A 26,394-nucleotide genomic window follows, 5' to 3' on the forward strand; every position below is an offset into this window, starting at 1 on the left:
CGTTACACCAATTCATTTTCGTGTTCTTGACTCCATTTCTTAACCCGCTATGTTCTGAACAGAATGTAATAAGAAGGTACATTATGGACACAGAACAATTATTAAAAGCGATGACACCAGAAGTTTACGATCGCTTGGTATATGCAGTAGAGACGGGAAGATGGCCAGAGGGTACAACACTTTCTAGAGAGCAGCGAGATTCGTGTATGCAAGCTGTGATGTTGTATCAATCAAAACATAATACAGACGCTCAACATATGACCGTTGCTGCCGGTGGTGAAATCAGTTTTAAGTCTAAGCAAGAATTGAAAAAGCAATTCAGTGGTGATGAGAGCGATATCGTTCGAGTAAATCCAAACTTCGATTGATATGTTTAACGCGTAAAAAGCCCAATGTAATCATTGGGCTTTTTAGGTTTTAAGTGCTGAGTATTGAGTTTTACAGGCTCATTTCACCACGTAATACTTGCTGCATTTTGTCTTTTACTTCTTCGTAAGACAGGTTCTGGCTTAGAAGATAATGCAGTTTGGCTAGTGCAGCTTCAGGCGTCATGTCAAATCCACTGATCACTCCAGCATCAGCCAACGCACAGCCTGTAGCGTAACCACCCATGTTAACTTTACCAGCTAAGCACTGCGTTAAGTTCACCACGATAACACCACGTTCAGATGCTTCTTTCAGATGACCAAGCAGTTCTGGGTTTTGTGGTGCATTACCTACGCCAAACGTTAGCAGAATCATCGCGTTAACCGGCTGAAGTAACGTGTTGCGAATCACTTCATGAGAAATGCCAGGGTACATGGTGATCACACCGATCGGCTGAGGTGTAATGTTGTGTACTCTAAATTCGCCTTCAGGCTGAGCACCAACTGTCACGCTATTGCTAATCTGAATATTGATTCCCGCTTCCAGCAAAGGAGCAAGGTTTGGCGAAGTGAAGGCATTGAAGCCGTCAGCATGTGATTTCGTGCTGCGGTTACCACGCATTAACTGATTGTTGAAGAACAGCGTTACCTCGTTGATAGGGAAGTTAGCCGCGATATGCAGTGCGTTCAGCAGGTTTGCCTGACCATCAGAGCGAAGCTCTGCCAATGGGATTTGAGAACCAGTCACAATAACTGGCTTGCCAAGGTTTTCCAGCATGAAAGACAGAGCCGACGCAGTGTAAGCCATCGTGTCTGTACCATGCAGAATAACGAAACCATCGTACTTATCGTAGTTATCACGAATATCATCAGCAATTTGTTGCCAATCGGCAGGAGTCATGTCTGATGAATCGATCAGCGGATCGTATTCATGGATGGTGTAATCCGGCATCTCTGGACGATGAAATTCTGGCATTGCTGCTAATTGCTTCTCCATAAAGCCAGCGATAGGCACATAACCGTGATCTGACTTTTGCATACCGATGGTGCCACCGGTATAAGCGATATAGATGTGTTTTCTAGTCATCGTTCTATTTACTTTCATGTAGGGGAGCTGTGCGCGGATTATAACGAATTGATGGGTAATAAAAAGGGGCATATCACTAAGATATGCCCCTTTTTTGACTAGTTAAGCACGGCTATTGAACTTGGCAATTCAAACAGAAGGCGTATTGACCTCTTGGGTCATTAAAGCTCTGTAGCACGCTCGCATCCTGTTTAAGCTGCTGAGCTACAGGTTGCAAGCTCTGCGGCAACATGCTTGTGACATCAATACCAAGGGAAACTTTGACGTTATTCATGAATTCGTCGAGGAATATCTCCGCTGGTGAAAGGGGTTCTTCAACCCAGTACAGGTTGTAGTCCGTGATGTTAGCCAGTTTCGCTGCTAAATCGACCGCATCGTCAAAGTCACCCATTTGGTCTACCAAGCCATATGACATCGCATCCTGACCTGTCCATACGCGACCCTGTGCTACGTTATCTACTTCTTCAACAGGCATCCCACGGTTATCACCGACCAAAGAAATAAAGCGCTGGTAGCCGTGTTCAATTGACATTTGGATAGCTTGCGATGCGCCTTCTGACAGACCAGTTGAAAGCCCGTCACCGGAGAATGGCGACGTACCAACGCCGTCAGTATGGATACCAAGCTTATTGAAACCTTTTTCAAAGGTAGTAATCACACTGAAAATGCCGATAGAACCCGTTAGTGTGGTTGGCTGAGCAACAATTTTATCTGCACTCATTGAAATCCAGTAACCGCCTGAAGCCGCTAAGCTTGACATGGACACCACCACAGGTTTACCTGCTTGCTTTAACGCGGAGACTTCGTTACGAATCACTTCCGATGCAAAGGCGCTGCCACCCGGGCTATTCACACGAAGAACAACCGCTTTAACGTTTTTATCGTTACGTGCCTGACGAAGAAGGCTCGCCACCGTGTCACCGCCTACAGTGCCTCTCGGTTGCTGACCATCCATTATTGCGCCACTCGCAACAACCACTGCAATATCATCTTCAGATGAACTGTAGTCAGGGTGCATCGTTGCTTGGTAGTCGTAATAGCTGATCGCGTTGTAGCTGTCTTTACCGTCGCTACCAAACTCTTTGGCAAACAGGGTACGAATGTCTTGGCGAGTAGCCAGTTCATCCACCAAACCCAGTTTGAGTGACAGTTTTGCTATATCGCCATTAACAGAGCGCATTTCCGCTAACAATTCGTCCATGGTTGGATTGAGAACTTTGGCATCAATGTTTCGATTGGTTGCCACATCATCGACAAATGCACTCCATAGCTGAGTGATCCAACGTGTCGCTGACTCTTCCGCAGCATCGGACATGTCGTCGCGCGTAAATGGTTCTATCGCCGATTTATAAGTACCGACACGGAACACGTGCGTCGACACATCTAATTTTTCTAACAGCGATTTATAGTACATCGAGTAAGCGCTGTAGCCTTTAATCAGTACTCCGCCGTCTGGCCCCAGGTACACTTTGTCGGCGTAGCTTGCGAGGTAATATTGACTTTGATTGTAGAAATCGCTGACCGCATAAATCGGCTTACCAGATGTTTTGAACTCGTTCAGCGCTTTTGCGATATAGCGTAACTTGGTTAAGTTTGTTTCTGGCATCTCACGCAGAGATAAAACTAAACCGGTAATTTTAGGGTCATCTTTGGCGTAGCGGATGGTATCAACGATATCAAACAATACGTTTTCTTTTGGTATCTCTTTGCCAAGTAGTGAACCTGTAAAGGAGTCCATCGGGTTGGTGTAGCGTCTTTGTTCGACGATGGGACCAGATAAATTCATCACCAGTGCAGACTCTTTCTCTATCACTGGTCGACCTTCTCCGGTGTAGGTAAACGCAAAGTAAAAAACGGCAAGCATCAGAAGGAACAGCAGATTTGCCAAAGCAAGCCTGACAAAGGTGATGCCTTTCCATATTCCTTTAAATATCAGACCAATAAATTTGAAGAGTTTTTTCATCATGTCTCCATCACGAGATAATCAATTCGTAATTTTACAAATTATGGGTTCTTATCTCTAAGATCTCAAAAGATAACGTGTTTTTAGCTTATCACGCTCCTTCAACAATTGGCATATTTTAACGCTAGATTGATCGGTGTTACAAAAATGTAAACACCTGTTTGATTTTTTGGTTCGCAGAACGTAATGTCACTTCACAAGATAATAAAAATGGATGTTTAGTAATGTCTGCACTGTACCCAAACCTATTAAAACCACTGGATCTCGGTTTCACTCAATTACGTAACAGAGTGCTGATGGGATCAATGCATACCGGCTTAGAAGAAGACAAGGAAGGCTTGCAAAAGCTGGCTGCGTTTTATGAAGAACGCGCGAAAGGTGGCGTTGGTCTGATTGTAACAGGAGGTTTCTCTCCAAACCTTCGTGGCCGACTTCACCCTCTGAGCGCAGAGTTCAGTAAGCCTAAACATGCAGAGGCGCATAAAGTTGTCACTGAAGCCGTTCACAAACACGGCAGCAAAATTGCACTGCAAATTCTGCATGCAGGGCGTTATGCCATGCACCCTTTAGCGCAAAGTGCGTCGGGTATTAAAGCGCCGATTTCTAAGTTTGCTCCAAGTGAAATGAGCGAGCGTCAAATCAAGAGCACGATCGAAGATTTTGCTAAAAGTGCCGAGCTGGCTCAGACCGCTGGCTATGACGGTGTAGAGCTGATGGGCTCTGAAGGTTATTTGATTAACCAGTTCCTGTGTAAACGCACCAATATGCGTTACGACGATTGGGGCGGCAGCTATAAAAAACGTATGCGTTTCCCTCTGGAGATCGTTAAAGCGGTACGTGAAGCGGTGGGTGATAAGTTCATCATCATTTTCCGTCTTTCTATGCTGGATCTCGTCGAACAAGGCAGCACGTTTGAGGATGTCATTGAGCTGGCAAAAGCACTTGAAGAATCGGGTGTTACCATCATCAACACCGGTATTGGCTGGCACGAAGCGCGCGTTCCGACTATCGCGACACAAGTTCCGCGTGGTGCGTTTACTTGGGTCACCGAGAAAGTAAAGCCGCACGTTTCTGTACCGATCATCACCTGTAACCGTATTAATACCCCAGAAGAAGCTGAGCGTATTCTTTCGTCTGGACATGCCGATATGGTCTCTATGGCTCGCCCATTCTTGGCAGACCCGTATTTTGTGGCGAAAGCCGAGCAGGAGAAGGCGCAGTTCATCAATACCTGTATTGGCTGTAACCAAGCCTGTCTGGACAACGTATTTAAGGGTAAGCGTGCGAGTTGTTTGGTTAACCCATTAGCGTGTTATGAAACCGAAATCGTTGTTGAGCCAGCACTGAAGAAAAAGAACATCGCCGTAGTAGGTGCGGGTCCTGCTGGTCTTGCATGTGCGACAACATTGGCAGAGCGTGGCCACAAAGTTGACTTGTTCGAGAAGAATGATCGTATTGGTGGACAATTCCGCCTGGCGATGCAGATCCCGGGTAAAGAAGAATTCCGTGAAACCATTCGCTACTTTGCCAACCGCCTTGATGAGACAGGGGTCAACTTGCACCTTTCAACTGAAGCGAACTTCGATTTACTCACCGAGTACGATGAAATCGTGATGGCATCTGGCGTAGAGCCTCGCAAAGTGAAGATTGAAGGTATTGATAACCCAGAGAAAGTTGTGGATTACCAGACCTTGATTCGTGAAAAGACACCGGTTGGTGAGAAAGTTGCAATCGTTGGTGCGGGTGGTATCGGGGTTGATATTGCGACCATGATTACTGAGCCTGTCGATCATACGTTGGATGACTGGCTACACGAGTGGGGGATTGATAAAGAGATTTCTCAGCCGGGTGGTTTGTATCCTTTCCCTGATTCAGTCAGTGATAAAGAGGTGTGGGTATTACAACGTCGTCAAGGGCAAGTCGGTAAAGGTCCGGGTAAAACAACGGGCTGGATCCATAAACGTACCCTGGAAAAACGCGGAGTTCATCTTCTGGGTGGTGTTTCTTACGAAAAAATTGATGATCGTGGATTACACATTCAGGTTGATGGTAAATCACAAGTTCTGAACGCAGATAAAGTGGTTATCTGTGCGGGTCAGGAGTCGGTTCGACCGTTTGAAGATAAATGGTCTCAGCTAGGTGATAAGCTGCACATCATCGGTGGTGCTGACCACGCTGGTGAGCTGGATGCCGTACGAGCAATCCGTCAGGGTGTGAAGCTCGCAGTGAAGCTATAAAAAGCATACACAAATACTTATGAAAAGCTGCGCATTATGTGCGGCTTTTTTCGTTTCTGGCCGACTGGAATAGGCATTTTGTGGGTTAGGTATAATCCCCAAAAAACAGGTTGTTATTCAGTGGGCTAGATTGTGCTAAAGTGACCAGCAGATAAAATACAAGTTAGATTCAATAAGGACCAGTTCATGGAAGCTCTCGATCTCTTGCTTAACCGCCGTTCTGTCGGCAAGTTATCCGCGCCAGCACCAGAAGGTAAAGTGTTGGAAAATATCATACGTGCTGGCCTGCGCGCGCCCGACCATGCTGGTTTAACGCCTTGGCGCTTTGTGATTTCACAGGGTAAAGGACTAAACAAACTGTCTGATATTTTGGTTAAAGCTGCATTGGCGGATAACAGCGAGGAATCGGTGGTTGAAAAGCTGAAAAATGCCCCATTCCGAGCACCAATGGTTATCACCGTGATCGCAAAAGTGACGCCGCATGAAAAAGTGCCTGCATTGGAACAGTACCTGTCGGCAGGCTGTGCCGTTCAAGCAATGCAAATGGCCGCCGTTGCGCAGGGCTTTCAGGGCTTCTGGCGCTCAGGACCATGGATGTTCCACCCTGAAGTGCATAAAGCGTTTGGCCTGGAAGGTGAAGATGAAATCGTTGGTTTCCTTTACTTGGGCACCCCAGATGGCACACCAATGAAAGTGCCAGAGCGTGACTTGACGAAGTTTGTTGAGTTTCAATAACCGCTAACCACATTCTTACTGTCTATCTATACAGTTTTTCTTGATTTATTAGGGCTACATTCGATAATGTGGCCCTAATTATTATTACTTTCCCAAGCTTATGTCTCGTCTGTTTATTGCTGAAAAACCAAGTTTAGGCCGCGCGATCGCTGCCGCACTACCGAACCCTCAAAAGAAAGACCAAGGCTTTATTCGCTGTGGTAATGGAGATGTAGTGACCTGGTGTATCGGACACTTGCTGGAACAAGTGGAGCCAGATGCTTATGACGAACGCTACAAAAAATGGAACATGGCGGATTTGCCGATTGTGCCGGAGCAGTGGCAGCTAAGGCCAAGAAAAACTTCTAGTAAGCAATTGACTGTGATTCGTAAATTGCTAAAAGAAGCGACGGAAGTCATTCATGCAGGAGACCCAGACCGTGAAGGTCAACTCTTGGTGGATGAAGTGCTCGATTACTGCAAACTGTCTAAAACTAAGAAGCAAGCAACTCAACGTTTGCTGATTTCAGATTTGAACTTACCAGCAGTAAAACGAGCTTTGAGTTCAATGCGCAGCAACCGTGACTTTATCCCGCTTTCTGTTTCTGCGCTGGCTCGCTCCAGAGCGGATTGGCTCTATGGCATGAATATGTCTCGCGCCTACACCTTGCTAGGGCAGAAAGCCGGCTATCAAGGTGTATTATCGGTCGGGCGAGTGCAAACGCCAGTGCTTGGGTTGGTGGTACGTCGCGATGAAGAAATCGAAAACTTTATCCCTAAAGACTACTTCACCCTGCATGCGTTAATCCCATATCAAGATCAAAACGGCGCATTTGATATTCGTGCGAGGTGGAAACCAAGCGAAGCGTGTAAACCTTGGCAAGATGAGGAAGGGCGAGTTCTCAACCGAAAGCTGGTGGAGAATGTTGCTGCTCGCATTAAGAACCAACCCGCCACGGTGAAAGAGTCTGAGCAAAAACAAACCAAGCAATCTGCCCCTTTACCTTATTCTTTGTCTGCATTGCAGATTGATGCGGCAAAACGTTATGGCATGAGTGCCCAGCAAGTCTTGGATACCTGTCAGGCATTGTATGAAAAGCATAAGCTGATCACTTACCCGCGTTCGGATTGCCGTTACCTTCCGATGGAGCACTATGCACAAGCGGGTTCAGTCACTTCTGCAATTGCCAACAATGCCAAAGAGCTGCAAAGTGCCGTTCAGGGCGCGGATTTGTCGATTAAATCGAAAGCATGGAACGACAAAAAAGTGGATGCTCACCACGCGATCATTCCTACGCCTAAGCAAGCTAATGTGAATGCGTTATCGGGCAATGAGATGAAGGTGTATCAACTCATTGCCCGACAGTACCTAATGCAATTTTATCCTGCGGCCATTTACGCCGAAGCGAAGCTGGTATTTGATATTGCTGGAGGCACTTTTATTGCGAAAGGTCGTCAGCTTGTTTCTCCGGGCTGGAAAGCCTTAATGGGCAAAACCGATAAAGAAGACGACGGGATTGATGCCGTGCCACCTTTGGCAGAAGGCACGGTGCTCACTTGCCGGGAAGGGGAAATAAAAGATCGCAAGACCGAGCCGCCAAAACACTTCACCGAAGCGACCCTGTTGCAGGCGATGACGGGGATTGCCCGCTATGTTGCTGATAAAGAGTTGAAGAAGATCCTACGTGATACGGATGGCCTTGGAACCGAAGCTACGCGTGCTGGTATTCTCGATACACTCTTCAAGCGTCAGCTTTTGACTCGGCAGGGTAAATCGATTTTAAGCTCACCAGCTGGCCGAGGGTTGGTTCATGCGCTTCCCCAAGATGCGACTTATCCGGATATGACGGCGCACTGGGAATTCCAATTGCAAGGAATGGCTGAGAAAAATCAAGCCTATCAGCCATTTATGCAAGCGTTGGAGCAAAGAATAGATAGCCTGATGGGAGAGGTTAAGTCAGGGCCGATTCCTGAGTCTTTACGTCACTTACCTAAAGTCGAGCGCCCGGCGTTTAAGCGTAAGAAACGCAGCTATTCGAAGGGCAGTTTCTCTAAATCTGGCGCACCAAAACGTAAGTCATCTTGAAAACAAAGCGGCACTGAAACTTGCCGCTTTAGTCTTAAACTTTACTACTCAAACAAGTTGCCATTCTTCTCAATCGAGCCTTTGACATCATCTTGAGTCAGAGCACGCCTACCAGGGGAGTTCGGTACCATCGTAATTGATAAATTGGCCGGAATTCTTCTGTGTGCTTTGTTCAATCACGTTAGCAAGCCCTGCGGCCGAGAATTCTGCTTCAATTAATGCATTCGACCCGCCCATGTCTGTGCGAACCCAGCCGGGATGAAGGGCTAGGACGGTGAACCCTTGGTCGGATAAGTCGTTGCTTAAACTTTTTACGACGGAGTTAAGTGCAGCTTTGGAAGAGCGGTAGATGTAACCACCACCTGAGGTATTTTCGGTCATGCTGCCGACTTTAGAAGAGATGCAGGCGATTTTCTTCATTTGGCCCTGTTGCAGCAATGGGTAGAATGTTTCGACTAATTTGAGTGGTGCAATGGTGTTGATTTCAAGAACTTTACGCCACTCATCCACATCGGTATTTCCAAACCCATAACCTTTAGGACCGTAGTAACCCGCGTTGTTTATTAACAGGTCGATAGCAGGCAGGTTTTTCGCGAGTTGCTCTACCTGCTTGTAATTGGTGACATCTAGTTCATGAAGCGTTAAAGAGAAGTGCTGGTCGCTTAAACTGACTAATTCGTCGCTGTTCGCTAAGTTCCGAGTAGTCGCATGTACTTGCCAGCCATTGTCGAGATAGAGCTTAGTTAAACTCAGGCCGATACCGCGATTTGCACCAGTAATAAAAACGGTAGAACTCATCTGATTCCCTTATCCCTATTTGTTATCGAGTTATTGTTTTAGCTCTTCAAACCTTAGCAGTGAAATGGCATTTTATTCAATGGTTGAACTTGGTACTATTTCGCCACTATTGTTAAAAAGAACCTTCCATGCTGCCACTTATTTATCACCCGATATATTCAAAACTTGCTTTGCCTGAAGGGCATCGTTATCCGATCATGAAGTATCAATATCTTTATGAAGCAGTGCAAGAAAAGCTAGAGAACGAAAACAGCCAATCGCGGGTTCAGTTTTTCGAGCCTACGGCGCTTTCTGTAGCAGAGATTAAGCGAGTGCATGAGGCCGAATATGTGGATTTATTGGTTAGCGGTTCGATGCCGGCGGCTAAAATGCGCCGTATCGGGTTTCCCTGGAGTGAGGCACTGATCACCAGAACACTCACTTCTGCGGCTGGCACGGTTTTGACGGCGGAGAAAGCGTTGGAACACGGCGTGGCTTTGCATTTGAGTGGTGGATATCATCATGCTCACAGAGACTTCGGCAGTGGTTTCTGTTTGTTTAACGATCTTGTGATAGCCGCAAAGCAAATGTTGGATCACGACGATGTCGATAAAGTCTTAATCATTGATAGTGACGTACACCACGGTGATGGTACGGCAACCTTGTGTCAGGAAGAGCCGGATATTGTCACGCTCTCTTTCCACTGTGATAAAAACTTCCCGGCAAGAAAGCCTGAGTCTGATCTCGATGTCCCTTTAGTTAGGGGTACCGATGATGAAACCTTCTTAATGACATTTAAAGAAGTGGTGCAAATGGCGCTCAATCTGCATCGTCCTGACATGGTGATTTATGATGCTGGCGTTGATATACACACTGACGACGAGCTCGGGTATTTTGATGTGTCTACGCAAGGCATACTAGAGCGTGATCGCTTTTTGATGCAGTTAATGAAAGAGCGCAGTATTCCAGTTGCGGCCGTTGTCGGTGGTGGTTACCGAAGTAATCATGAAGATCTTGTCCCGATTCATATGAATTTGATTCAGGCTAGTTTGGAAGTTTTCGGCTAAAAAGCACCGCAAAAGAAAAAACCGAGCTTTAGAAGCTCGGCTTTCATTTCACAAATACAGTTACAGCACTTTTGCCAAGAACTGCTGCAGACGAGGATGAGTTGGGTCATCAAATACCGCTTGAGGGCTGTCATCTACCAACAATTTACCGTCTTCCATAAACAACACACGGTCGGCCACTTCTCGGGCAAAGCCCATTTCGTGAGTTACGATAACCATGGTCATCCCTTCTTTTGCTAATGACTTAATAACATCCAGTACTTCACCTACCATTTCAGGGTCGAGTGCTGAAGTTGGCTCATCAAAAAGCATCAGATCGGGCTTCATTGCGAGTGCTCGGGCAATCGCAACACGCTGTTGCTGACCACCGGATAAATGCGTTGGGTAGTTGTTCATACGATCTTCTAAACCAACACGTTTGATCAACACTTTCGCCTCGCCTTCCACTTCATGCTTCGGGCGCTTAGCCACTTTCAATGGCGCGATCATTACGTTTTCTAACGCGGTCATGTGTGGAAAGAGGTTAAAGCTCTGGAATACCATTCCAACGTTTTGACGCAAAACGTTGATGTCAGTACTTTTCGCATACATGTCGAAACCATCAACAATGATGGTCCCAGTGCTTATCTCTTCTAACTGGTTCAATGTACGTAAGAACGTTGATTTACCTGACCCTGAAGGCCCGATAATCACCACCACTTCACCACGTTTTACCGTCGTTGAAACTGATTTTAAAGCGTGGCAGCCATTAGGGTAATACTTGTCTACATTGTTGGCGTAAACCATATCTTCGCCGTTGTATTCACTAGTCACTGGCTGATAACCTCTTCTCTAAACGTTGAATTGCCCAAGACAGAGTCCCGGTTACTAGTAGGTAAAGTGCCGCGACAGTGAACCACACCTCGAAAGGTGCAAAGCTGCCACTCACAACTTCACGACCCGCTTTAGTTAAGTCGGTAATAGAGATAACTGAAACAAGCGAAGAGTCTTTAATCAGGTTAATAAACTGACCAGCCAAAGGTGGCAGTGTACGCTTTAGTGCTTGTGGCAGAATGATGTAGCGCATTGCTTTTGGGTAGGTCATACCTAGTGAGCGCGCCGCTTCCATTTGGCCTGTAGGAATTGCCTGAATACCTGCACGAACAATTTCTGCAACGTAAGCGCCTGTAAATACAGATAATGCTACTACCCCTGCGGTGAATCGATCAAAATCGAGTACGGTTCCGATAAAGAAATAAACGATAAAAATTTGCACCAGAAGCGGTGTACCGCGAATCAATTCAACATAGGTAACAGCTAAGTTTCTCGCTGTTTGGTTCTTCGCAACCCGCATGAGGCCGAATATCAGGCCAAGTAAGACGGCAAAAATGAGGGAGATAAAGGATATTTTTACCGTCACCCATAAACCGTGAGCAATCGGTCCGAATTTCCATTCGTTAAGCTGGGCAACAGTGTCACCTTGGAATACCAAGTCACCGTTTCCAACTAAAAGTGTTGTGTAATGATCGATGACTTGAGACTGACTAGAGTCATCAAACTCAATCGTTAACTGGCCAGCGTTAACCACGGCAGTACCGTCACCGTTTGCTCGGAGCTGTTGCATTTCGGTGTTGACGACATACGGCCAGAGGCGATCCCAATGCCAGTTATAGTTAATACTCTTGCCAGAGAAATAGACCGCGCCAATCAGCATGGCCATTATTAGGACATAAATTCCATGTCCTATCCATTTTGAGGATTTAGACTGCATCACTCAGATTCTCTTTTTTCTTTTTAATGAACTGGGCAACTTACGTTACCCAGTTGACTTAGTTTTAGTTCGCTGGGCTTAAAGCTAATTATTGAACTTCTTTTAACCAGTCGTCAGACTTGAACCACTTGTCGTACATACGATCGTACGTGCCATCGCCTTTGATTTGACGCAAGTAGTTATTCAAGAAATTTAAGAAGTTAGGGTCATCTTGACGAATCGCCCAACCTAGAGGCTCGTAAGTGAAAGGTTCAGCTAGGTGTCCAACTTTGCCTTTGTTTTGAGCTGCGTAGATCGAGTTGTATGGAAAGTCATAAACGAAAGCATCTGCTTTACCGTTAACAACTTGTAGAACTGCATCAACCTCAGTGTCGTAAAGGTCAATTTTTGCGTTGAATAGACGTTTCTTCGCCGCTTCTACACCAGTTGTGCCTAGCTTAGTGGAAATTGTGTATTTAGGATCATTTAGATCTGTGTAGCTGTTAATCTTACCTTCAAGAGCTGGAGATAGGATAATAGACTGACCGATAACGATGTACGGGTCAGCAAAGTTAACTTTCAAGTTACGCTCAGGAGTGATTGTCATACCACCCATGATGATGTCACATTTGCTAGTTTGTAGCGCAGGGATAATGCCATCCCAAGCTGTGTTCACAGGAGTGAATTTAACCCCCATAGAACGAGCCATGTGCTTACCTAAATCGACATCAAAACCAATGAAACGGCCATCTTTGGTTTTCATTTCGAAAGGCATATAGCCAGCATCAAAACATACTTTTAGTTCACCTGAACTAATAACACCTTCTAGGTCAGACTTTGCCATGGCTTGATTAGCACCAAGCAGGGAGCAAGCAAACACAAGTCCAGCTGCTGAAGATTTAATATATTTTTTCATAATATCCCTTATAAAAATTTTGTTATTTTTTTGTTCGTCCAATGACAGATACGATGTTGTATTGAGTGTCACGCAAACGCGAACTTACATCAAAAACGACAAGATAATGCAACACAATCTAGTAACGTTTCAATAACATTCCGAATTTAAAACCAATAAATTGCCATACAAATTCAATTTTCATCTAAGAAGGTGACTCAAGTCCCGAATTAAATCGACCGGAGACTCAAGACCGATTGAAAGCCGCACGACTCCTTTACCCGCGTCGCGGCAAAAGTTCGCTTTTTGTTCTGGGCTAAATCGATAAGTAGACTTGTCCAAATCATCAGTTTTCAACACCACCGCTAAGCTTCGCTGATGTCCAATCGAATATGCGTAATAAAACATCTTCGACTCATGCGCAAATCGTTGCTCAATCAGTTCGATGTCCTCTACTTGGAATGCAATAATGCCGCCAAAAAATGCCATTTGCTGTTTAGCTAGTGAAAATTGTTGGTGTGACTCTAGACCGGGATATAAAACCCTTTGTACATTTGGGTTGTTTTCTAACCAATTCGCAATGGCGTGAGCCGACTCACACAGTGTTTTCATACGTGGATAAATAGTCTCCATTCCCCGCATAATTAACCACGCACTCTGTGGGCTCAAAGATGCACCAAAATAGACGCCAGCAACGCTTCTAAGCTTGCTAATTAAGGCTTTCGAGCCTAAAACGCACCCGCCAAGAACATCGCCATGGCCGTTAATGAACTTGGTTAAAGAGTGAACGACCAAATCTGCTCCAAGATCAAGTGGTCGGGTAATAACCGGTGTTGAAAACGTCGAATCTGCACTCAGTAAGATCCCCCGGTTTTTAAGCAATGAAGAGAGCGCTTTTATATCAGAGAGCCTTAATAGAGGGTTACATGGTGTCTCTATATGCACCAACTTGGTGTTTTCGCGTAGAGCCTTTTGCACATTAGTAGTGCATGTAGTGTCAACTGCAGAAACCTCAATTCCAAACTGAGGCAAAACTTGGGTAGCGAACTCAAAAACGGCGGCGTAGCAAACATCGCTGATAACAAGATGATCTCCCGCTTTCAGTAGTGATATGAAGACCGCTGTGATAGCTGCCATACCGCTTGCTGTCGCGAGTCCATCTTCTGCCTGTTCTAAAATAGCCAAACGCTCTTCGAGTAAACGAACCGTTGGGTTTGTCCAACCTGCGTACAGAAAAGGTGCGTCGGCGAGGTCTTGCATACCTTGTGCGGAAAAAGCCCCGTCATTGGGTAAAAAGCTGTGATTTACCGACATCACGATATTCGGTGCGATGGCTTTTGTGTGAGGGTCAGGTCGAACAGCGGCATGAACCGCCAGAGTTTCAGGAGCCAAGGTTTCAGTAGTCAATGCTTGAGAGTCAATAGACTCTGGAGGCAATCCAAATTTGCAATCATCGTTATGCATTATTGTTTAATCCAGTCGTTGTCATTAGCCATAAGTCTGTTTGGCTGAAATCAGTTTTTAGTTCTACTCGAACGAATGGTTTAATTGTGGATTCCAATTGGTGAGTAAAATCCGCTATTCTTGGCTCGACACGGAAGATTTCCCGCATTTAAACCCCAATAATGCGGAATAACAGTAAGAGGAAAACCATGGGTGACGTTTCCACTCTGGATAGTTTCGATAAAAAGATTCTGGAACTGATGCAAAGCAACTGTCGTTTGGCGAGCGAGGTCATTGCCGAGCAAGTAGGGCTGTCTGCTTCTGCTGTACAGAGAAGATTAAAGCGGCTGCGGGAAGAGGGCGCAATCCAAGCCGAAATCGCTGTCGTTAAATCAGAGCTTTCTACGCACCCAATGACGTTTATTGCGGGTATTGAAATCGAAAGAGATAACTACTCAGTACTCAATAAATTCAAACGCTGGGCAGAGTCTCAACTTTCCATACAGCAGGTGTTTTATGTCACAGGTAATGTCGATTTGATGGTTGTGATTACAGCGGAGAATACAAAAAGCTACGACGGGTTTATTGAGCAGATAATGGATCAGTTCCCACAGATTCGCCGCGTCATGACCAACGTGGTACTAGATACACCAAAACAAAGTCTTTACCTGCCTCTTGAGTAGCCTACCTGTAGAGCGGGGCCTATAAAACCCCGAGAGAATGTCTCTTATCAGGGTTCTATTACTTAGTGGGCAATGCACATCGGGGTATTAGCGACAGGATCCTGAATGACTCGCGCATCGAGTGAAAATACGTCTTTAAGCAGGGTTTCAGTAAAAACATCGTGCGGTGTGCCTTGGGCTACGACCTGTCCTTTTTTGAGGACAACTAAGTGATCACAGTAGCGACATGCCTGATTCAAGTCATGTAATACAACGATCACCGTTTTTCCTTTGTTGTTCATTTCACGCATGATCTTCATCAGCTCTATCTGGTGCGAAAGATCCAGGTAGGTAGTGGGCTCATCCAGCATCACAATATTGGTGTCTTGTGCCAGAATCATGGCTATCCAGGCTCTTTGTCTTTGTCCTCCGGATAGCGATTCAACCGTTTGTTCTGCCAAGTCATCTACGCCTGTTTCCCGCATTGCACTCGCGACCATGTTCTTGTCATGCTCGCCCAACTTACCCCAGTGTGAAAGGTAGGGTGAGCGACCGTATTCTACCAGGCGTTTTACTGTGATTCCCTCTGGCGTTTCTAACACCTGAGGCAATAAAGACATTTCTTGAGCCAGGTGTTTGTCACGGTATGATTTCAATGCCTTTCCATTAAGTAAAACCTCACCTCTAGTTGGCATGTTAATTCGAGCCAGTGTTTTTAATAAGGTCGATTTACCACATCCATTTGGACCGATAAGAGCGGTGATTTTGCCTTTAGGCAGCGTGAGATTGAGCGCTTCAATTATGATTTTGTCACCATAAGAAACGTTTAAATTATTTGCAGCTATCATCACCACCCCTTGTAGCGTTGCAGTAAGAAAATAAAGTATGGTGCGCCAATTAAAGACGTTAATACGCCGGCTGGAAGTTCCAAAGGAGGGTGTATTCCCCTCGCTAACGTGTCGGATACCAATACCATTAGTGCGCCAAGTAAGGCTGCGCTTGGAACAAGCAATTTATGATTATGACCAAATAGCATTCTTGCTAAATGCGGTGCCAGTAATCCAACAAAGCTAATCGTGCCACATACCGACACGCTGACGCTGGCAAGAATAACGGCACTAATCAGTGAGAGTAATTTGATGCGCTGCGGTTTAATACCAAGTGAGGTCGCGCTATCTTCTCCCAGCCCCATTACATCCAATCGCCAGGCTAACCAGCAGGAAAACGGAACCATGATAGCGAGTGTTATCCATATAAAAGGGACTTGCTCCCAGTTTCTTCCCCACAAGCTACCCGTCAACCAAACCATGGCGGTGTTGATCTCTATCGGGTGTACCACCATCAAAAAATCAATAAAGCTGGATAGAAACGCGCTGATCGCGATACCGATTAACGCCAGTCTTGCCGCGGTTGGCTGTATTTTGTAGCTGACGAGCAGAATCATTCCGGCGGCAGCAAAGCCACCGACAAGAGCGGCCAGAGGTAAGTAGTTTGTTGGGGCTTGCGGAAACATCACTAACAAGGTCGTTGCTGCTAATCCTGCGCCGGCACTTATCCCCATTAAATCTGGCGATGCGAGCGGATTTCGGATCACGCCTTGTACCAACATACCGGATAAACCCAGACCAGCTCCAACGCCAATAGCGAGAATGATACGTGGTAAACGATATTGATTGATAGTGAAGTTAAACTCTCCACCGCTGAGTAGGGTCGTAGAGATCTGACTTATAGAAATATCAGACGCTCCCACAATCAGGCTTAGAATCGCGATAATCAGGAGTGAAGAAGAGAGCAGAGTGAGTTTTATGTTGTTCATGAAGATTGACTTCTCATGGCTAAAAACACAAAGCAAGGCGTTCCGATAAGGGCTGTAATTACGCCAACCGGAGTTTCGGCAGGAAAAGCAATTGCTCGCGACAAAGCATCAGCCCAAACAATCAATGTAGCACCAAGTAACGCACTCGCTGGAATGAGGGTTAGAAAGTCGTTACCGACGAACCTTTTTGCAATATGAGGGACGAGCATACCAACGAAGCCGATTGGCCCAGCGATTGCGACGCTGGAGGCGGTAAGTAAAACGACGGCGAGATAAGTCAGTGCCCTGGTAAGTCTAATATTTATTCCCAGGCTGGTGGCAACGTCTGAACCCAGCGCAAGAAGATTAAGCTGTCTCGCGACAAAAAGAGACACAATCAATCCTAACACGCTGGTTGGCCACAATGTATTCCATTGTTGCCATTCGACAGAAGAAAGAGACCCAGCCAGCCAACTGATGATGGAATACGCTTTATCATCGGCCAGTATCACCGCCGCTCTGGTCACACCGACAAGAAGTGCATTGATGGCAATACCTGCTAGTACAAGCTTGAGAGGGTGGGGCTTTGCAGAAAAGAAGCCCCCCAGTGTTAATACAACTGCGCCGCTGAGAACGCCACCAATTGAGGCTATTAATACACCCGGCATAGTTTCTAAAAAGGGAACGCCGATACTTGCCAGCGCCATTAAACAGGCTGCGCCTGCATTGATCCCTAAAATGGAAGGGGAAGCGAGAGGGTTTCTGGTCAACCCCTGCATCATTAATCCTGCGACGGCTAGGTTCGCGCCAATCAAAAGACCAGCCAGCACTCTGGGCATGCGAATCGAAGCAATGATTTGTTGCTCCATACTCATAGGATCAAATTCAAACAGATACTGGTATATGTGAGAGACCGATAGCGGAAAACTAGACCAGGCGGTAAGAGAATAACAAGATCCTACAAGTGATAATAAAATCAATGGTATCCAGAGATAAAGAGTGGAGGAAAAAATTCGCATCGATTACTACGTATGAACGCTCAGGCTAAAAATGGTTACAAGCCACAAGGAATAAAAGTTCATCGAGTGTAACCTTTATGATAATCGTAATCAATTGCACTTGTTCATTTGTTGATCGCTTGTTTTTAGTATGCATTGTGAATTGTGGTAATAATTTCAAGCGGTAGATGACGGCTCTCAAACACAAACAGACTCATTAAGTTAAGTTTAACTTGAATTGATAATGATAATAATTATTATATCCGGCTTCATTTTGTATCTAATTATGTACAAATGAAACAAAATAATAATGAATTCATATGCAATAAAGTTAATTTAATTGAGCCGTTTTATGAGATTTGCTGTAAACACAATCACCCAGAGTTTATTAATTACAATGGGGCTTAGCTCCGTTGTTTTCGCCGGAGAAATTACTACCGCAGAGGTAGCAAGTGTGGATGAGAGTATGGTGGTTTTTGGCCAGCAAAACTCATACTTGAACCCTAGAGTAACGACCGCAACCAAAACGGATATTGACCCGTTAGACACGCCTCAAACGGTTAACGTCATCAACCAGCAGTTCTTGCAGGATATCCGAGCGACGACATTGGATGATGCCTATGGATACACCACGGGTTTAACCCGCTCTAATGTCGATGCCGACGGTTTTACGCTGCGTGGTATGCCAGCCGATCTTAATACCATTCAAGTTAACGGCCTACCGGGTCTTGCCTCTCGATTTGGATCGCCGACAACAGCAAACGTAGAAAGAGTAGAAGTTCTCAAAGGTCCTGCTTCTATCATGTATGGTCAAATCCAGCCCGGTGGTATGGTCAATATTATTACTAAGAAGCCGCAAGATACCGCCTCGTTTAGCTATGATGTGTCGGCGACAACATACGCGACCAGCGTGAGCGATTTCGGCGACGATAACGGGTTTACCGGGACAATTGATGCCACCGGGCCGCTAAATGCAAGCAAAACCTGGATGTATCGCCTGATTATCAGTGGCGAAAACGCAGACTCATACCGTGACGATGTTGACCAGCAGAATTACTACTTATTCCCGACACTGACTTATCGTCCATCGGAATTAACTGAACTCACTTTTGGTCTGGAACTGCAGTCAGAACATCGTGTTGCGGACGACGGGCTGGTGGCATTAAACAACGATATCGACCAGGTTGCATCCATTGATACGCACTACCAGTCGTCTGATGATACCGACGAAGACGAAGGGGTAGTTGCGTTTGCCAGTTATAACACCATGCTGATCAACGGATTCGATCTCACTGTCGATTGGCGTAGTGTGTGGCATGAGGACACACGTGACTTACATGAAACCAGAGATGTGGTTGACTCGACCAGCTTGGTTAAAGTACGCGACCGAGATCAAGTCAATAAGCGTGAATATCACTTCGTCGATGTCCGTACTACCGGTAGCCTTTGGACGGGTGACGTTGAGCATCAGCTCCTTTTTGGCGGAAATATTGGTCTAGAGAAGCGAGATTTCCTGCGTGAAACTTATGCGACCACAACGGTAGATTTTACCAACCCACAAGACGTAACTGAACGAGATCAAAGCGCGTATAAAGTGGATCACCGTATTACTGATTACACAAACTATGGTTTATACCTGCAAGATACGGTGTACCTGACGGAGAAATGGACCGTGATGGGCGGACTACGTTACATGCGTCAAGATGTCGATTTCGACTATGTCAGCAAGTCGACGGATGACACTCAATCTACTGATGCCTTCGTTTCTCAGGCAGGTATCGTTTATAAAATTATCGATGGGACTTCTCTGTACACCAGTTATGGCGAAAGCTTCAATCCAAACAGCGTCGAGAAGAAAGATGTTAACGATGATGCTTTCGACCCAGAGGAAGGGCGTCAATACGAAGTCGGGGTGAAAACCGATCTATTGAGCAACAACAGTAACTTAACCGTCGCCTATTTTGACATCGAAAAATCCAATGTAGTAGAGAAAAACAGCAGTGGTGATTACGAATTGCTTGGTGAAGTACGCAGTAAAGGCGTGGAAACCGAGCTACTGATGAAGCCGCTAGAGAACTGGCAGGTTAAGCTGGGGTATGCGTATGTAGACTCTGAAATCTCAGAGAATCCAGACGCGAGTATTCAAGGTAGCAGAACCCCTATGACGGCTTACCATGATGCTTACTTCTGGACGAAATATAACTTCCCTTACCAAATTGCTGGTGGTGTAGTGGGTACGACCCTTGGGGCCAACTATGAAGGTGCGCGTTACACCAGTGAGGACCCGTCTGATCGAGTTGAGCTTCCTGCTTACATGACCGTTGATGTTGGTGTTCACTATGAAGTAAAAGACTACCGTCTATCGCTGAATGTGGCTAACCTGCTTGATGAAGAGTATTACGTAGGCGGAACGGACAGCCATCGATTGTACCTGGGTGACCCGCGTAACGTTACCTTGAGTGTGTCAGGCAAGTTCTAATGGCATTCATGCGCTTACTAACTGTTTTGCTTGTACTGTGCGCTTGTACGGTACAAGCCGCCTCTACGCCAAAATATACGGCACCAACAGATTCCGCACCAAAAAGGATAGTCGTGTTGGAGTACTCTTTTGTTGATGCGTTGGCTGTTATTGGTATTTCACCTGTTGGCGTGGCTGACGACAAAGACCCGACCAGAATAATTCCACAGGTGAGGGATCTCATTGAGCCTTGGACTTCAGTCGGTATGCGTTCCCAGCCAAACTTGGAAGTCATCGCTCAGCTTAAGCCAGATTTAATTATTGCTGACAGCTATCGTCATAAAATTAGTCTGCATGATTTGTCTCAAATCGCTCCGACAATTTTGCTCAAAAGCAGAGGAGAAACCTATCAAGAAGGACTTGAGTCTGCCTTAGCGATTGGTAAAGCCGTCGGTAAAGAGCAGGAAATGAAAGCGCGTTTGGCCAAGCATCGTGAGCTTATGGCGTCTTACAAAGGCAAGTTTAAAGCTAACGGAACGGTACAGTTTGCCAACGTTAATGAAAGGGGCATGTGGATGCATGGCCCACTGTCTTATACCGGAAGTTTATTAAGTTACCTCGGCCTTCAGCCCGCGCTACCCGATCTCAAACAGAGCCATTTAATGGAAGCAAACCTAGAAGTTCTGCTGAAAGTAAATCCAGATTGGCTCTTTTACAGTAAAAGGGCGGGCTATGCGGTGTTAGATAATTGGCATAAGAGTCCGCTTTTTAAACTGTTAAAAATCAATATAACTGGGCAAGAGATACAGGTGTCACCTGAGCTTTGGTCACTTAACAGAGGCATACTCGCCGCAGAGTCAATTGCTAAAGAGCTGGATACAATAATCGAAAAGACTTCGACTTAGCTGCGAGTGGGGCTGGGGTTGCATCCAACTAGGGATTTAGTACAAATCCCTTTCAAACTGTGGAAGCGAAAAAGGCCGCTAATTTCTTAGCGGCCTTTTTACTAAAGGTGGCTGAGTGCCGGGGTTGCGCTCAACTAGGGATTTAGAAATCCCGTAAAATTTTCACATAGGCTAAAACGACGAAAGCCTGCAAATTTCTTTGCAGGCTTTCTAAATGTGGCGGAGAGATAGGGATTTGAACCCTAGATACGCTATTAACGTATGCCGGTTTTCAAGACCGGTGCTTTCAACCACTCAGCCATCTCTCCGTTGTTGACGCGAATAATATAAGGCTTTGAAAAACTTGTAAACCCTAAATCGATCTGTTTGGCTGTTTACTGCTCAATTTTGTGTTGTTTGTTGCTTTAGTAAACAAAAAGCCCTCATTAGAGGGCTTTTTTGAATGAAACGCGTAAAAACAGTATTAATTGCTCTTGGTATAAAAGCGCTGTAACTCCGTTAAACCCTGCATTAGCACCGGCATTTTAGGGCTGTCATCACGCAGACGCTTGTAGTCTTTGTCGTACAGCTTGTAGTTACCAAACTTATCGATAACCGTGGTTTGCGTATTGGTGATTAACGCTAATTCTCTTGAGTCTCCGGCCAATATCCAGCGTCGACGACTTTCATCGAATAAGTTGCGGCCACTACTGTAATCATAAGGGTTCGATGAAACCCCAAGCATGTCTTGAAGCAACGTGACCGAAAGATCTAAGTGGCTGGTGCTATGAGTAAAATCACCTGCTAGTCTGCCTGGCCAATGAATCACCATTGGTACCTGCAGTTGATATCGGCTGTAGTTGCTGTTCGCACCCCAACTATTGGTGTTGGTCTCATTGAACTCACTGCCGTGATTTGAAGTGATGATAACCACGGTGTTTGTGAGTAAGTGCGTTTCTTTTAATTCGTTAATAATGCTGGCAACGGTATTATCCGCTGATTTAACCGCAAACTCGTACGCTTTTTTGAATCGTTCGCTGGCTGGCATTTCTTCATCTGTATTTGAAGGAATCGATTCAAAGTTATCAACTGCGGTAACTTCGATGTAGCTAAACCAAGGCTGTTGTGCGTTCTCTACCAGCCATGTGTTCCAATCTGAGATGGACTGTTTGTCAGTGTGCGTTTGTTGTCCGTCTAGTTTCTCAGCCAAGTTCAAGTTTCTGAAAATGATCTCTGAATAAAGGTCATCTTCAAAGCCATTGCCACTGAATAAACCAAAGCTGTAACCCTGTTCTTTCAGGACATCAAGCATGACAGGTGAAGAGCCTTGTGCCTGAATGCTTGAAGCGTAGCTGGTAGGCAAACCATAGAACAAACCGAATGCACCATAGGTGTCATTGCTTGAGCTATAGTGGTTGCGGAAATTCTGATTTTCCTGCGCAAACCCATAAAGGTTTGGCATCTCTTGTTCATTTAATGCATCCGCTCTCAAATTATTCACGCTGATCATCAAAACGTTAAGTTTGTTTACGCGGCGATTGAACTCTAATTTTTCAAGCGGGTAGTTAACCAGTTCAACATTACCTTGGTTTTCAGCTAAGCGTTTTAGGTACTCTTCACGATCTAATAAGCCGTGTTTTTCCATAAAGCTTTTCGCTGTCATTGGGTATGAAAGCGGGAAGTTAGCGCGTTGACTGGTAATTGGGTTATAGAAATAAGCATCCGCCCAGATGTACACCAAATGACTGGTCATAAAACTCAAGAAGAACAGTATAGCCAACGGGCGGCCAACGTGTTTATGAGAAAGTTTACGTTGTTTTCGCCACACCCACTCTGAAAGCGCAAGCTGGATCAGGAAGATGAATGGCATCACAACAAACAGGTGTTGCAGATCTGAGCTTAGAACGCTTTTATCATCACTAAATAAAAGCTCCCAAACCACGGGGGTCAGGTGTAAGTTGATCGACTGATAGGCTTGGGTATCGATCAATAAAATAGTCTGACCGACCGTAGCAAATATCACTGCCACCAAGCGGAATAGTTTCCGAGATGGCAGGACAAACGTCAACGGGAATAGAACCAGCAAGTAAAGAGCGAAAACAAGGAAGCCAAAATGGCCAACCCAAGAGATTGCCAGGTAAAACTGACCGAGCAAGGTCTCAGGCCAAGGCGATTGAGTAATATAGCGTGTGCCTATCAACATTGAAGCAACAATGTTGAAGAATGCAAACCAATGTCCCCAACCTACCAGTCGAGATACACGTTCGCCGTATGAGTTTCCGCTGTCTACCATGTATGTGTCTAATTATCCGTTATTAATGTGTTTTTGGTGTTTCTAATGAAGACATCAGTGCCTGAGCAAATTTTTCAGCAATCGCTTTACGTTGTGAAGCGGCAACTCGTTGATTTAAGACATTGGTTGCGATATTTCCGGCAATCATTAGTGTTAACTCAGGTGAAGCTGCATGTTTTTCAAGAACTAACGCGACTTCCGCAAGAATGTTCTCTACTTGTTCGTCAGTATATTTAGATGTAATCGGCATAAAGACTCTAATAATGATAGTAAAAGCGGCTTATGATAACCTACAATGCCCATCAACTAAAACCTTGTAGCAAGATAAAATCACTATGAGCCTTCATCTTTCAAACGTTATTCTGCATCAATTATGCAAAAACGATCAGGACGAACTGGTTGTTAAACTTCGTCCCGCATCACTAGAAAATGATTCGTCGACTGAAAACCTTGTCGCGGAACTTCATCGAGTGTTCCATTCTAAAGCTGGTAAAGGTTTTGGTTCTTTCCAGTCAGACAGCGAATTTCAGTTTTGGCTTCAAGAAATGCGCAAAGGTGAGCGAGATTTTTATGATTTCTCACAAATTAGTGCAAATCGACTGAAAGAAGAGTTAATTAAGTACCCATTCGCAGACGAAGGCATTTTGGTTTTCGCCGAGTATCAGAGCCTTGCGACGGATTATTTGTTTATTGGTATTTTGCCAATGAATCAAAGTCTGAAAGTAACTGAAGGCCTGGACATTAGTGCGACCGACTACTTAGACATTACAAAAATGGATATCGCGGCACGAATTGATTTGTCGAGCTACGACACTGACAAAGAGTCCAACCGCTATCTGTCATACATTAAAGGTCGGGTAGGGCGTAAAGTAGCAGACTTTTTCCTCGACTTCCTTCAGGCAGATATTGGATTAGATACGAAGAAACAAAACTTGGTATTGATGCAAGCCGTTGATGATTTTTGTGCTGATTCAAAGTTAGAAAAGCAGGAAGTAAACGAGTACAAAAAACAAGTTTACGACTACTGTAACGAGCAGATTAAATCTGGCGAAGAAGTTCAAGTCTCTGAGCTTTCTGGTGAATTGCCACCTAGTCAGGATGGCACCAGCTTTATGGACTTCACTAAAGAGCAAGGTTACGAACTTGAAGAGTCATTCCCTGGTGATCGTGCAACGGTTCGTAAGTTAACCAAGTACGTTGGAGCGGGCGGTGGTTTAAACATCAGCTTTGACAGCTTACTTCTTGGTGAGCGTATTTTTTATGATCCAGAGACCGATACATTAACGATCAAAGGAACGCCACCGAACTTAAAAGATCAGTTGAGTCGCAGTTAATCGAAACGACGAGTGACAATTCAAATCAGAGAGCCTTAGGCTCTCTTTTTTTATGTGCGTCAAATATCGCGAATGGTATTTGCTCACAATGAATGAAACCTTTCATTGCGTAGCGTTTTTTCTTGAGCTTACGCCCGTGTCAACGCTAAGAACCCTGTATCTTGAAAGATAATGATATATCCTTGTTATTAATGGAAATATGCGAGGGTTAGGTGTTGCAGCAATTAAAGGCAGGTTTAAGACGTTATGTTTGGCTTCTATTCATTTTATGGTGTGTATTAGCGGTTGGCTTTTGGCAGCAATCGAAGCAAACCATTCAAATGCTTTCAACCGTTAATGAGTTGGGAAGTAAAATAGAGGAAGTTCGTAATTTTTTTAATTTCGAACTGACCAATCGCGTGCAGCACGTAGACCCAACTGCTCTGAAACTCCAGCTTGTTTATGCCGTTCGCCTTCAACTTGAGCATGAATCTTCGGGCGGTATATTTCCCCCGGACTTAACCCAGTTATTCTATGCTACGGATCGTTTTCTTGAAAATGCGCATGCTTTTATTGGCAGTGATCATGAATTGGTTTCACTCGCAGAGCAGTTGCGAAACAGTCGTGCCAGAGGCAACAACTCAGAAAAAGTTCACTCAATGTATTATCGCTTGGGGGCGCTGGTATTAGAGTCAATTTTCAGTGATTCAACCACAAGTGCAGACACTTACCGCGAGCTCGATTCTCTCTTCATTGAATCGGATTCATTAATTGTCGAAGAGCGCTCGGCGTTTCAACGCCGACTCGCGCAAACCTCAAATGTACTCGCCGCGAACGCGCAAGGACGTTATTTAGCTAAGCAGCTACTCAAACCTGACTTAGCGAATCAGCTAGCAACGACGAATATGACCCTAGAGCGAGCACTCACGCAGCTAATCGTATTGTTTGGCGGAGTAAGCGGACTATTTTTATGGGTCGTCACCTGGACTGCTTTCGGCAAAAAAGAGCCTAATAACCTGAACAGAATAAAGGTAACGGATACCAGTGCGGATCTTCTTCAGACAGATAAGCCTAACATTAGCATCGATGAAGGATCATCGAAGAAAAATGAACAACAAGTAACAGTTACCCATTCATCTTCAGAAAAAACGCCTGCGTTGGTTGACGTTCCCTATATTGACATTAACAAGATGCTTGAATCTTTGTCTGGCGACGAAGAAGCCGTTCATATGTTGTTAGAAGTGTTTATTCAGGACCATTCCAACGACGGCGTGAAGTTATGTCAATTGTTGAACGCCGATAAAGAACAAGCTCAAAGAGTCGTACATAGTCTGAAAGGCGTTTCAGGCAGTCTGGGAGCGATGCCTTTAAGTTCCATATCGGGTGATATTGAGCTATTGATTAAAGAAAAACAAAACGTACCGGAAAGTAAGCTCAATAAGTTGAAGGATATATTGGAGCAAACCATACTTTTTGCAAAGCGTGTTCTCAAAAGTGAAAAGATACAAAAAACGCTAACAGATTGATATTACTCTGACTTAAACCGTTAGAGGTTGAGGTATTCAAGGGCGCACTGAACTGTTTCTCAGTTCGCCTTGATTCCTGTTCTACACCAATTTATTAAAGGT

22 protein-coding genes and 1 tRNA gene are annotated in these 26,394 nt (G+C 45.2%); 10 read left to right on the plus strand and 13 right to left on the minus strand.

What is annotated here, in order from left to right:
- Window positions 1-83 precede the first annotated feature (83 nt).
- Window positions 84-368 (plus strand): YeaC family protein, encoded by a 285-nt coding sequence (locus tag V1U08_RS16685; protein WP_014232581.1) that lies wholly within the window; start codon window positions 84-86, stop codon window positions 366-368.
- A gap of 70 nt (window positions 369-438) precedes the next feature.
- Here V1U08_RS16685 and ansA read toward each other — a convergent pair whose 3' ends face one another.
- On the minus strand, window positions 439-1,452 hold the full coding sequence (ansA, locus tag V1U08_RS16690) for an asparaginase (protein WP_014232580.1): 1,014 nt from the start codon (window positions 1,450-1,452) through the stop codon (window positions 439-441).
- Window positions 1,453-1,564: 112 nt separating this feature from the next.
- A complete protein-coding gene (gene sppA / locus V1U08_RS16695) occupies window positions 1,565-3,415 on the minus strand; it encodes a signal peptide peptidase SppA (protein ID WP_020334547.1) in 1,851 nt (616 codons plus the stop codon).
- A gap of 224 nt (window positions 3,416-3,639) precedes the next feature.
- On the opposite strand from sppA, the gene V1U08_RS16700 reads away from it, so the two are divergent.
- The 3 genes from V1U08_RS16700 to V1U08_RS16710 all read left to right on the plus strand — a co-directional run bounded on the left by V1U08_RS16700 (window position 3,640) and on the right by V1U08_RS16710 (window position 8,452).
- Window positions 3,640-5,652, plus strand: coding sequence for an NADPH-dependent 2,4-dienoyl-CoA reductase (locus tag V1U08_RS16700; protein ID WP_162889691.1), 2,013 nt, complete (start codon window positions 3,640-3,642; stop codon window positions 5,650-5,652).
- Between the two features lie 186 nt (window positions 5,653-5,838).
- On the plus strand, window positions 5,839-6,387 hold the full coding sequence (locus V1U08_RS16705) for an NAD(P)H nitroreductase (protein ID WP_014232577.1): 549 nt from the start codon (window positions 5,839-5,841) through the stop codon (window positions 6,385-6,387).
- Window positions 6,388-6,487: 100 nt separating this feature from the next.
- Window positions 6,488-8,452, plus strand: coding sequence for a DNA topoisomerase III (locus tag V1U08_RS16710; protein WP_330471040.1), 1,965 nt, complete (start codon window positions 6,488-6,490; stop codon window positions 8,450-8,452).
- Window positions 8,453-8,560: 108 nt separating this feature from the next.
- On the opposite strand, the gene V1U08_RS16715 is transcribed toward V1U08_RS16710, so the two are convergent.
- Window positions 8,561-9,250 carry an SDR family oxidoreductase gene (locus V1U08_RS16715; RefSeq protein WP_330471041.1) on the minus strand — a complete coding sequence of 230 codons (690 nt, stop codon included), beginning with the start codon at window positions 9,248-9,250 and terminating at the stop codon, window positions 8,561-8,563.
- A gap of 128 nt (window positions 9,251-9,378) precedes the next feature.
- On the opposite strand from V1U08_RS16715, the gene V1U08_RS16720 reads away from it, so the two are divergent.
- On the plus strand, window positions 9,379-10,296 hold the full coding sequence (locus V1U08_RS16720) for a histone deacetylase family protein (protein WP_330471042.1): 918 nt from the start codon (window positions 9,379-9,381) through the stop codon (window positions 10,294-10,296).
- Window positions 10,297-10,356: 60 nt separating this feature from the next.
- Here the strand turns inward: V1U08_RS16720 and V1U08_RS16725 are convergent, their stop codons facing one another.
- From V1U08_RS16725 to V1U08_RS16740, 4 genes are all read right to left on the minus strand, one after another.
- A complete protein-coding gene (locus V1U08_RS16725) occupies window positions 10,357-11,082 on the minus strand; it encodes an amino acid ABC transporter ATP-binding protein (protein WP_024373042.1) in 726 nt (241 codons plus the stop codon).
- 19 nt (window positions 11,083-11,101) lie between these two features.
- Entirely contained in the window at window positions 11,102-12,046 is a 945-nt protein-coding gene (locus tag V1U08_RS16730) for an amino acid ABC transporter permease (protein ID WP_024373041.1), read from the minus strand.
- Between the two features lie 88 nt (window positions 12,047-12,134).
- Window positions 12,135-12,941, minus strand: coding sequence for a transporter substrate-binding domain-containing protein (locus tag V1U08_RS16735; RefSeq protein WP_014232571.1), 807 nt, complete (start codon window positions 12,939-12,941; stop codon window positions 12,135-12,137).
- 180 nt (window positions 12,942-13,121) lie between these two features.
- On the minus strand, window positions 13,122-14,384 hold the full coding sequence (locus tag V1U08_RS16740) for a trans-sulfuration enzyme family protein (protein ID WP_330471043.1): 1,263 nt from the start codon (window positions 14,382-14,384) through the stop codon (window positions 13,122-13,124).
- 188 nt (window positions 14,385-14,572) lie between these two features.
- Here V1U08_RS16740 and V1U08_RS16745 point away from each other — a divergent pair, with 188 nt between their 5' ends.
- Window positions 14,573-15,046 carry an Lrp/AsnC family transcriptional regulator gene (locus V1U08_RS16745; protein ID WP_330471044.1) on the plus strand — a complete coding sequence of 158 codons (474 nt, stop codon included), beginning with the start codon at window positions 14,573-14,575 and terminating at the stop codon, window positions 15,044-15,046.
- A gap of 62 nt (window positions 15,047-15,108) precedes the next feature.
- On the opposite strand, the gene fecE is transcribed toward V1U08_RS16745, so the two are convergent.
- The 3 genes from fecE to V1U08_RS16760 are packed head-to-tail and all read right to left on the minus strand — an operon-like array spanning window position 15,109 to window position 17,839.
- Window positions 15,109-15,873, minus strand: a complete 765-nt coding sequence (gene fecE, locus V1U08_RS16750; RefSeq protein WP_330471045.1) for a Fe(3+) dicitrate ABC transporter ATP-binding protein FecE — start codon at window positions 15,871-15,873, stop codon at window positions 15,109-15,111.
- Entirely contained in the window at window positions 15,873-16,841 is a 969-nt protein-coding gene (locus tag V1U08_RS16755; protein ID WP_330471046.1) for a FecCD family ABC transporter permease, read from the minus strand. Before V1U08_RS16755 ends, fecE begins: the two co-directional genes overlap by 1 nt.
- On the minus strand, window positions 16,838-17,839 hold the full coding sequence (locus tag V1U08_RS16760) for a FecCD family ABC transporter permease (RefSeq protein ID WP_330471047.1): 1,002 nt from the start codon (window positions 17,837-17,839) through the stop codon (window positions 16,838-16,840). Before V1U08_RS16760 ends, V1U08_RS16755 begins: the two co-directional genes overlap by 4 nt.
- Window positions 17,840-18,170: 331 nt before the next feature.
- Between V1U08_RS16760 and V1U08_RS16765 the strand changes: the two genes are divergently transcribed.
- Window positions 18,171-20,297 (plus strand): TonB-dependent siderophore receptor, encoded by a 2,127-nt coding sequence (locus tag V1U08_RS16765; protein ID WP_330471048.1) that lies wholly within the window; start codon window positions 18,171-18,173, stop codon window positions 20,295-20,297.
- Window positions 20,297-21,181 carry a Fe(3+) dicitrate ABC transporter substrate-binding protein gene (locus V1U08_RS16770; protein WP_330471049.1) on the plus strand — a complete coding sequence of 295 codons (885 nt, stop codon included), beginning with the start codon at window positions 20,297-20,299 and terminating at the stop codon, window positions 21,179-21,181. Before V1U08_RS16765 ends, V1U08_RS16770 begins: the two co-directional genes overlap by 1 nt.
- Before the next feature lie 217 nt (window positions 21,182-21,398).
- On the opposite strand, the gene V1U08_RS16775 is transcribed toward V1U08_RS16770, so the two are convergent.
- The 3 genes from V1U08_RS16775 to V1U08_RS16785 form a co-directional block, all read right to left on the minus strand.
- Window positions 21,399-21,489 (minus strand) — tRNA-Ser (locus V1U08_RS16775).
- A gap of 155 nt (window positions 21,490-21,644) precedes the next feature.
- On the minus strand, window positions 21,645-23,453 hold the full coding sequence (locus V1U08_RS16780; protein WP_014232563.1) for a DUF3413 domain-containing protein: 1,809 nt from the start codon (window positions 23,451-23,453) through the stop codon (window positions 21,645-21,647).
- Between the two features lie 22 nt (window positions 23,454-23,475).
- On the minus strand, window positions 23,476-23,703 hold the full coding sequence (locus V1U08_RS16785) for a YejL family protein (protein WP_014232562.1): 228 nt from the start codon (window positions 23,701-23,703) through the stop codon (window positions 23,476-23,478).
- Between the two features lie 85 nt (window positions 23,704-23,788).
- Here V1U08_RS16785 and yejK point away from each other — a divergent pair, with 85 nt between their 5' ends.
- Window positions 23,789-24,787, plus strand: coding sequence for a nucleoid-associated protein YejK (yejK, locus tag V1U08_RS16790; RefSeq protein WP_330471050.1), 999 nt, complete (start codon window positions 23,789-23,791; stop codon window positions 24,785-24,787).
- Between the two features lie 215 nt (window positions 24,788-25,002).
- The gene (locus V1U08_RS16795; RefSeq protein ID WP_330471051.1) at window positions 25,003-26,292 is read left to right on the plus strand and encodes an Hpt domain-containing protein; all 1,290 of its coding nucleotides are present in this window, start codon (window positions 25,003-25,005) and stop codon (window positions 26,290-26,292) included.
- The last annotated feature ends 102 nt before the right edge of the window (window positions 26,293-26,394 follow it).

The sequence above is a fragment of the Vibrio sp. YYF0003 genome (genome assembly GCF_036350715.1).
Classification (GTDB): domain Bacteria; phylum Pseudomonadota; class Gammaproteobacteria; order Enterobacterales; family Vibrionaceae; genus Vibrio; species Vibrio natriegens.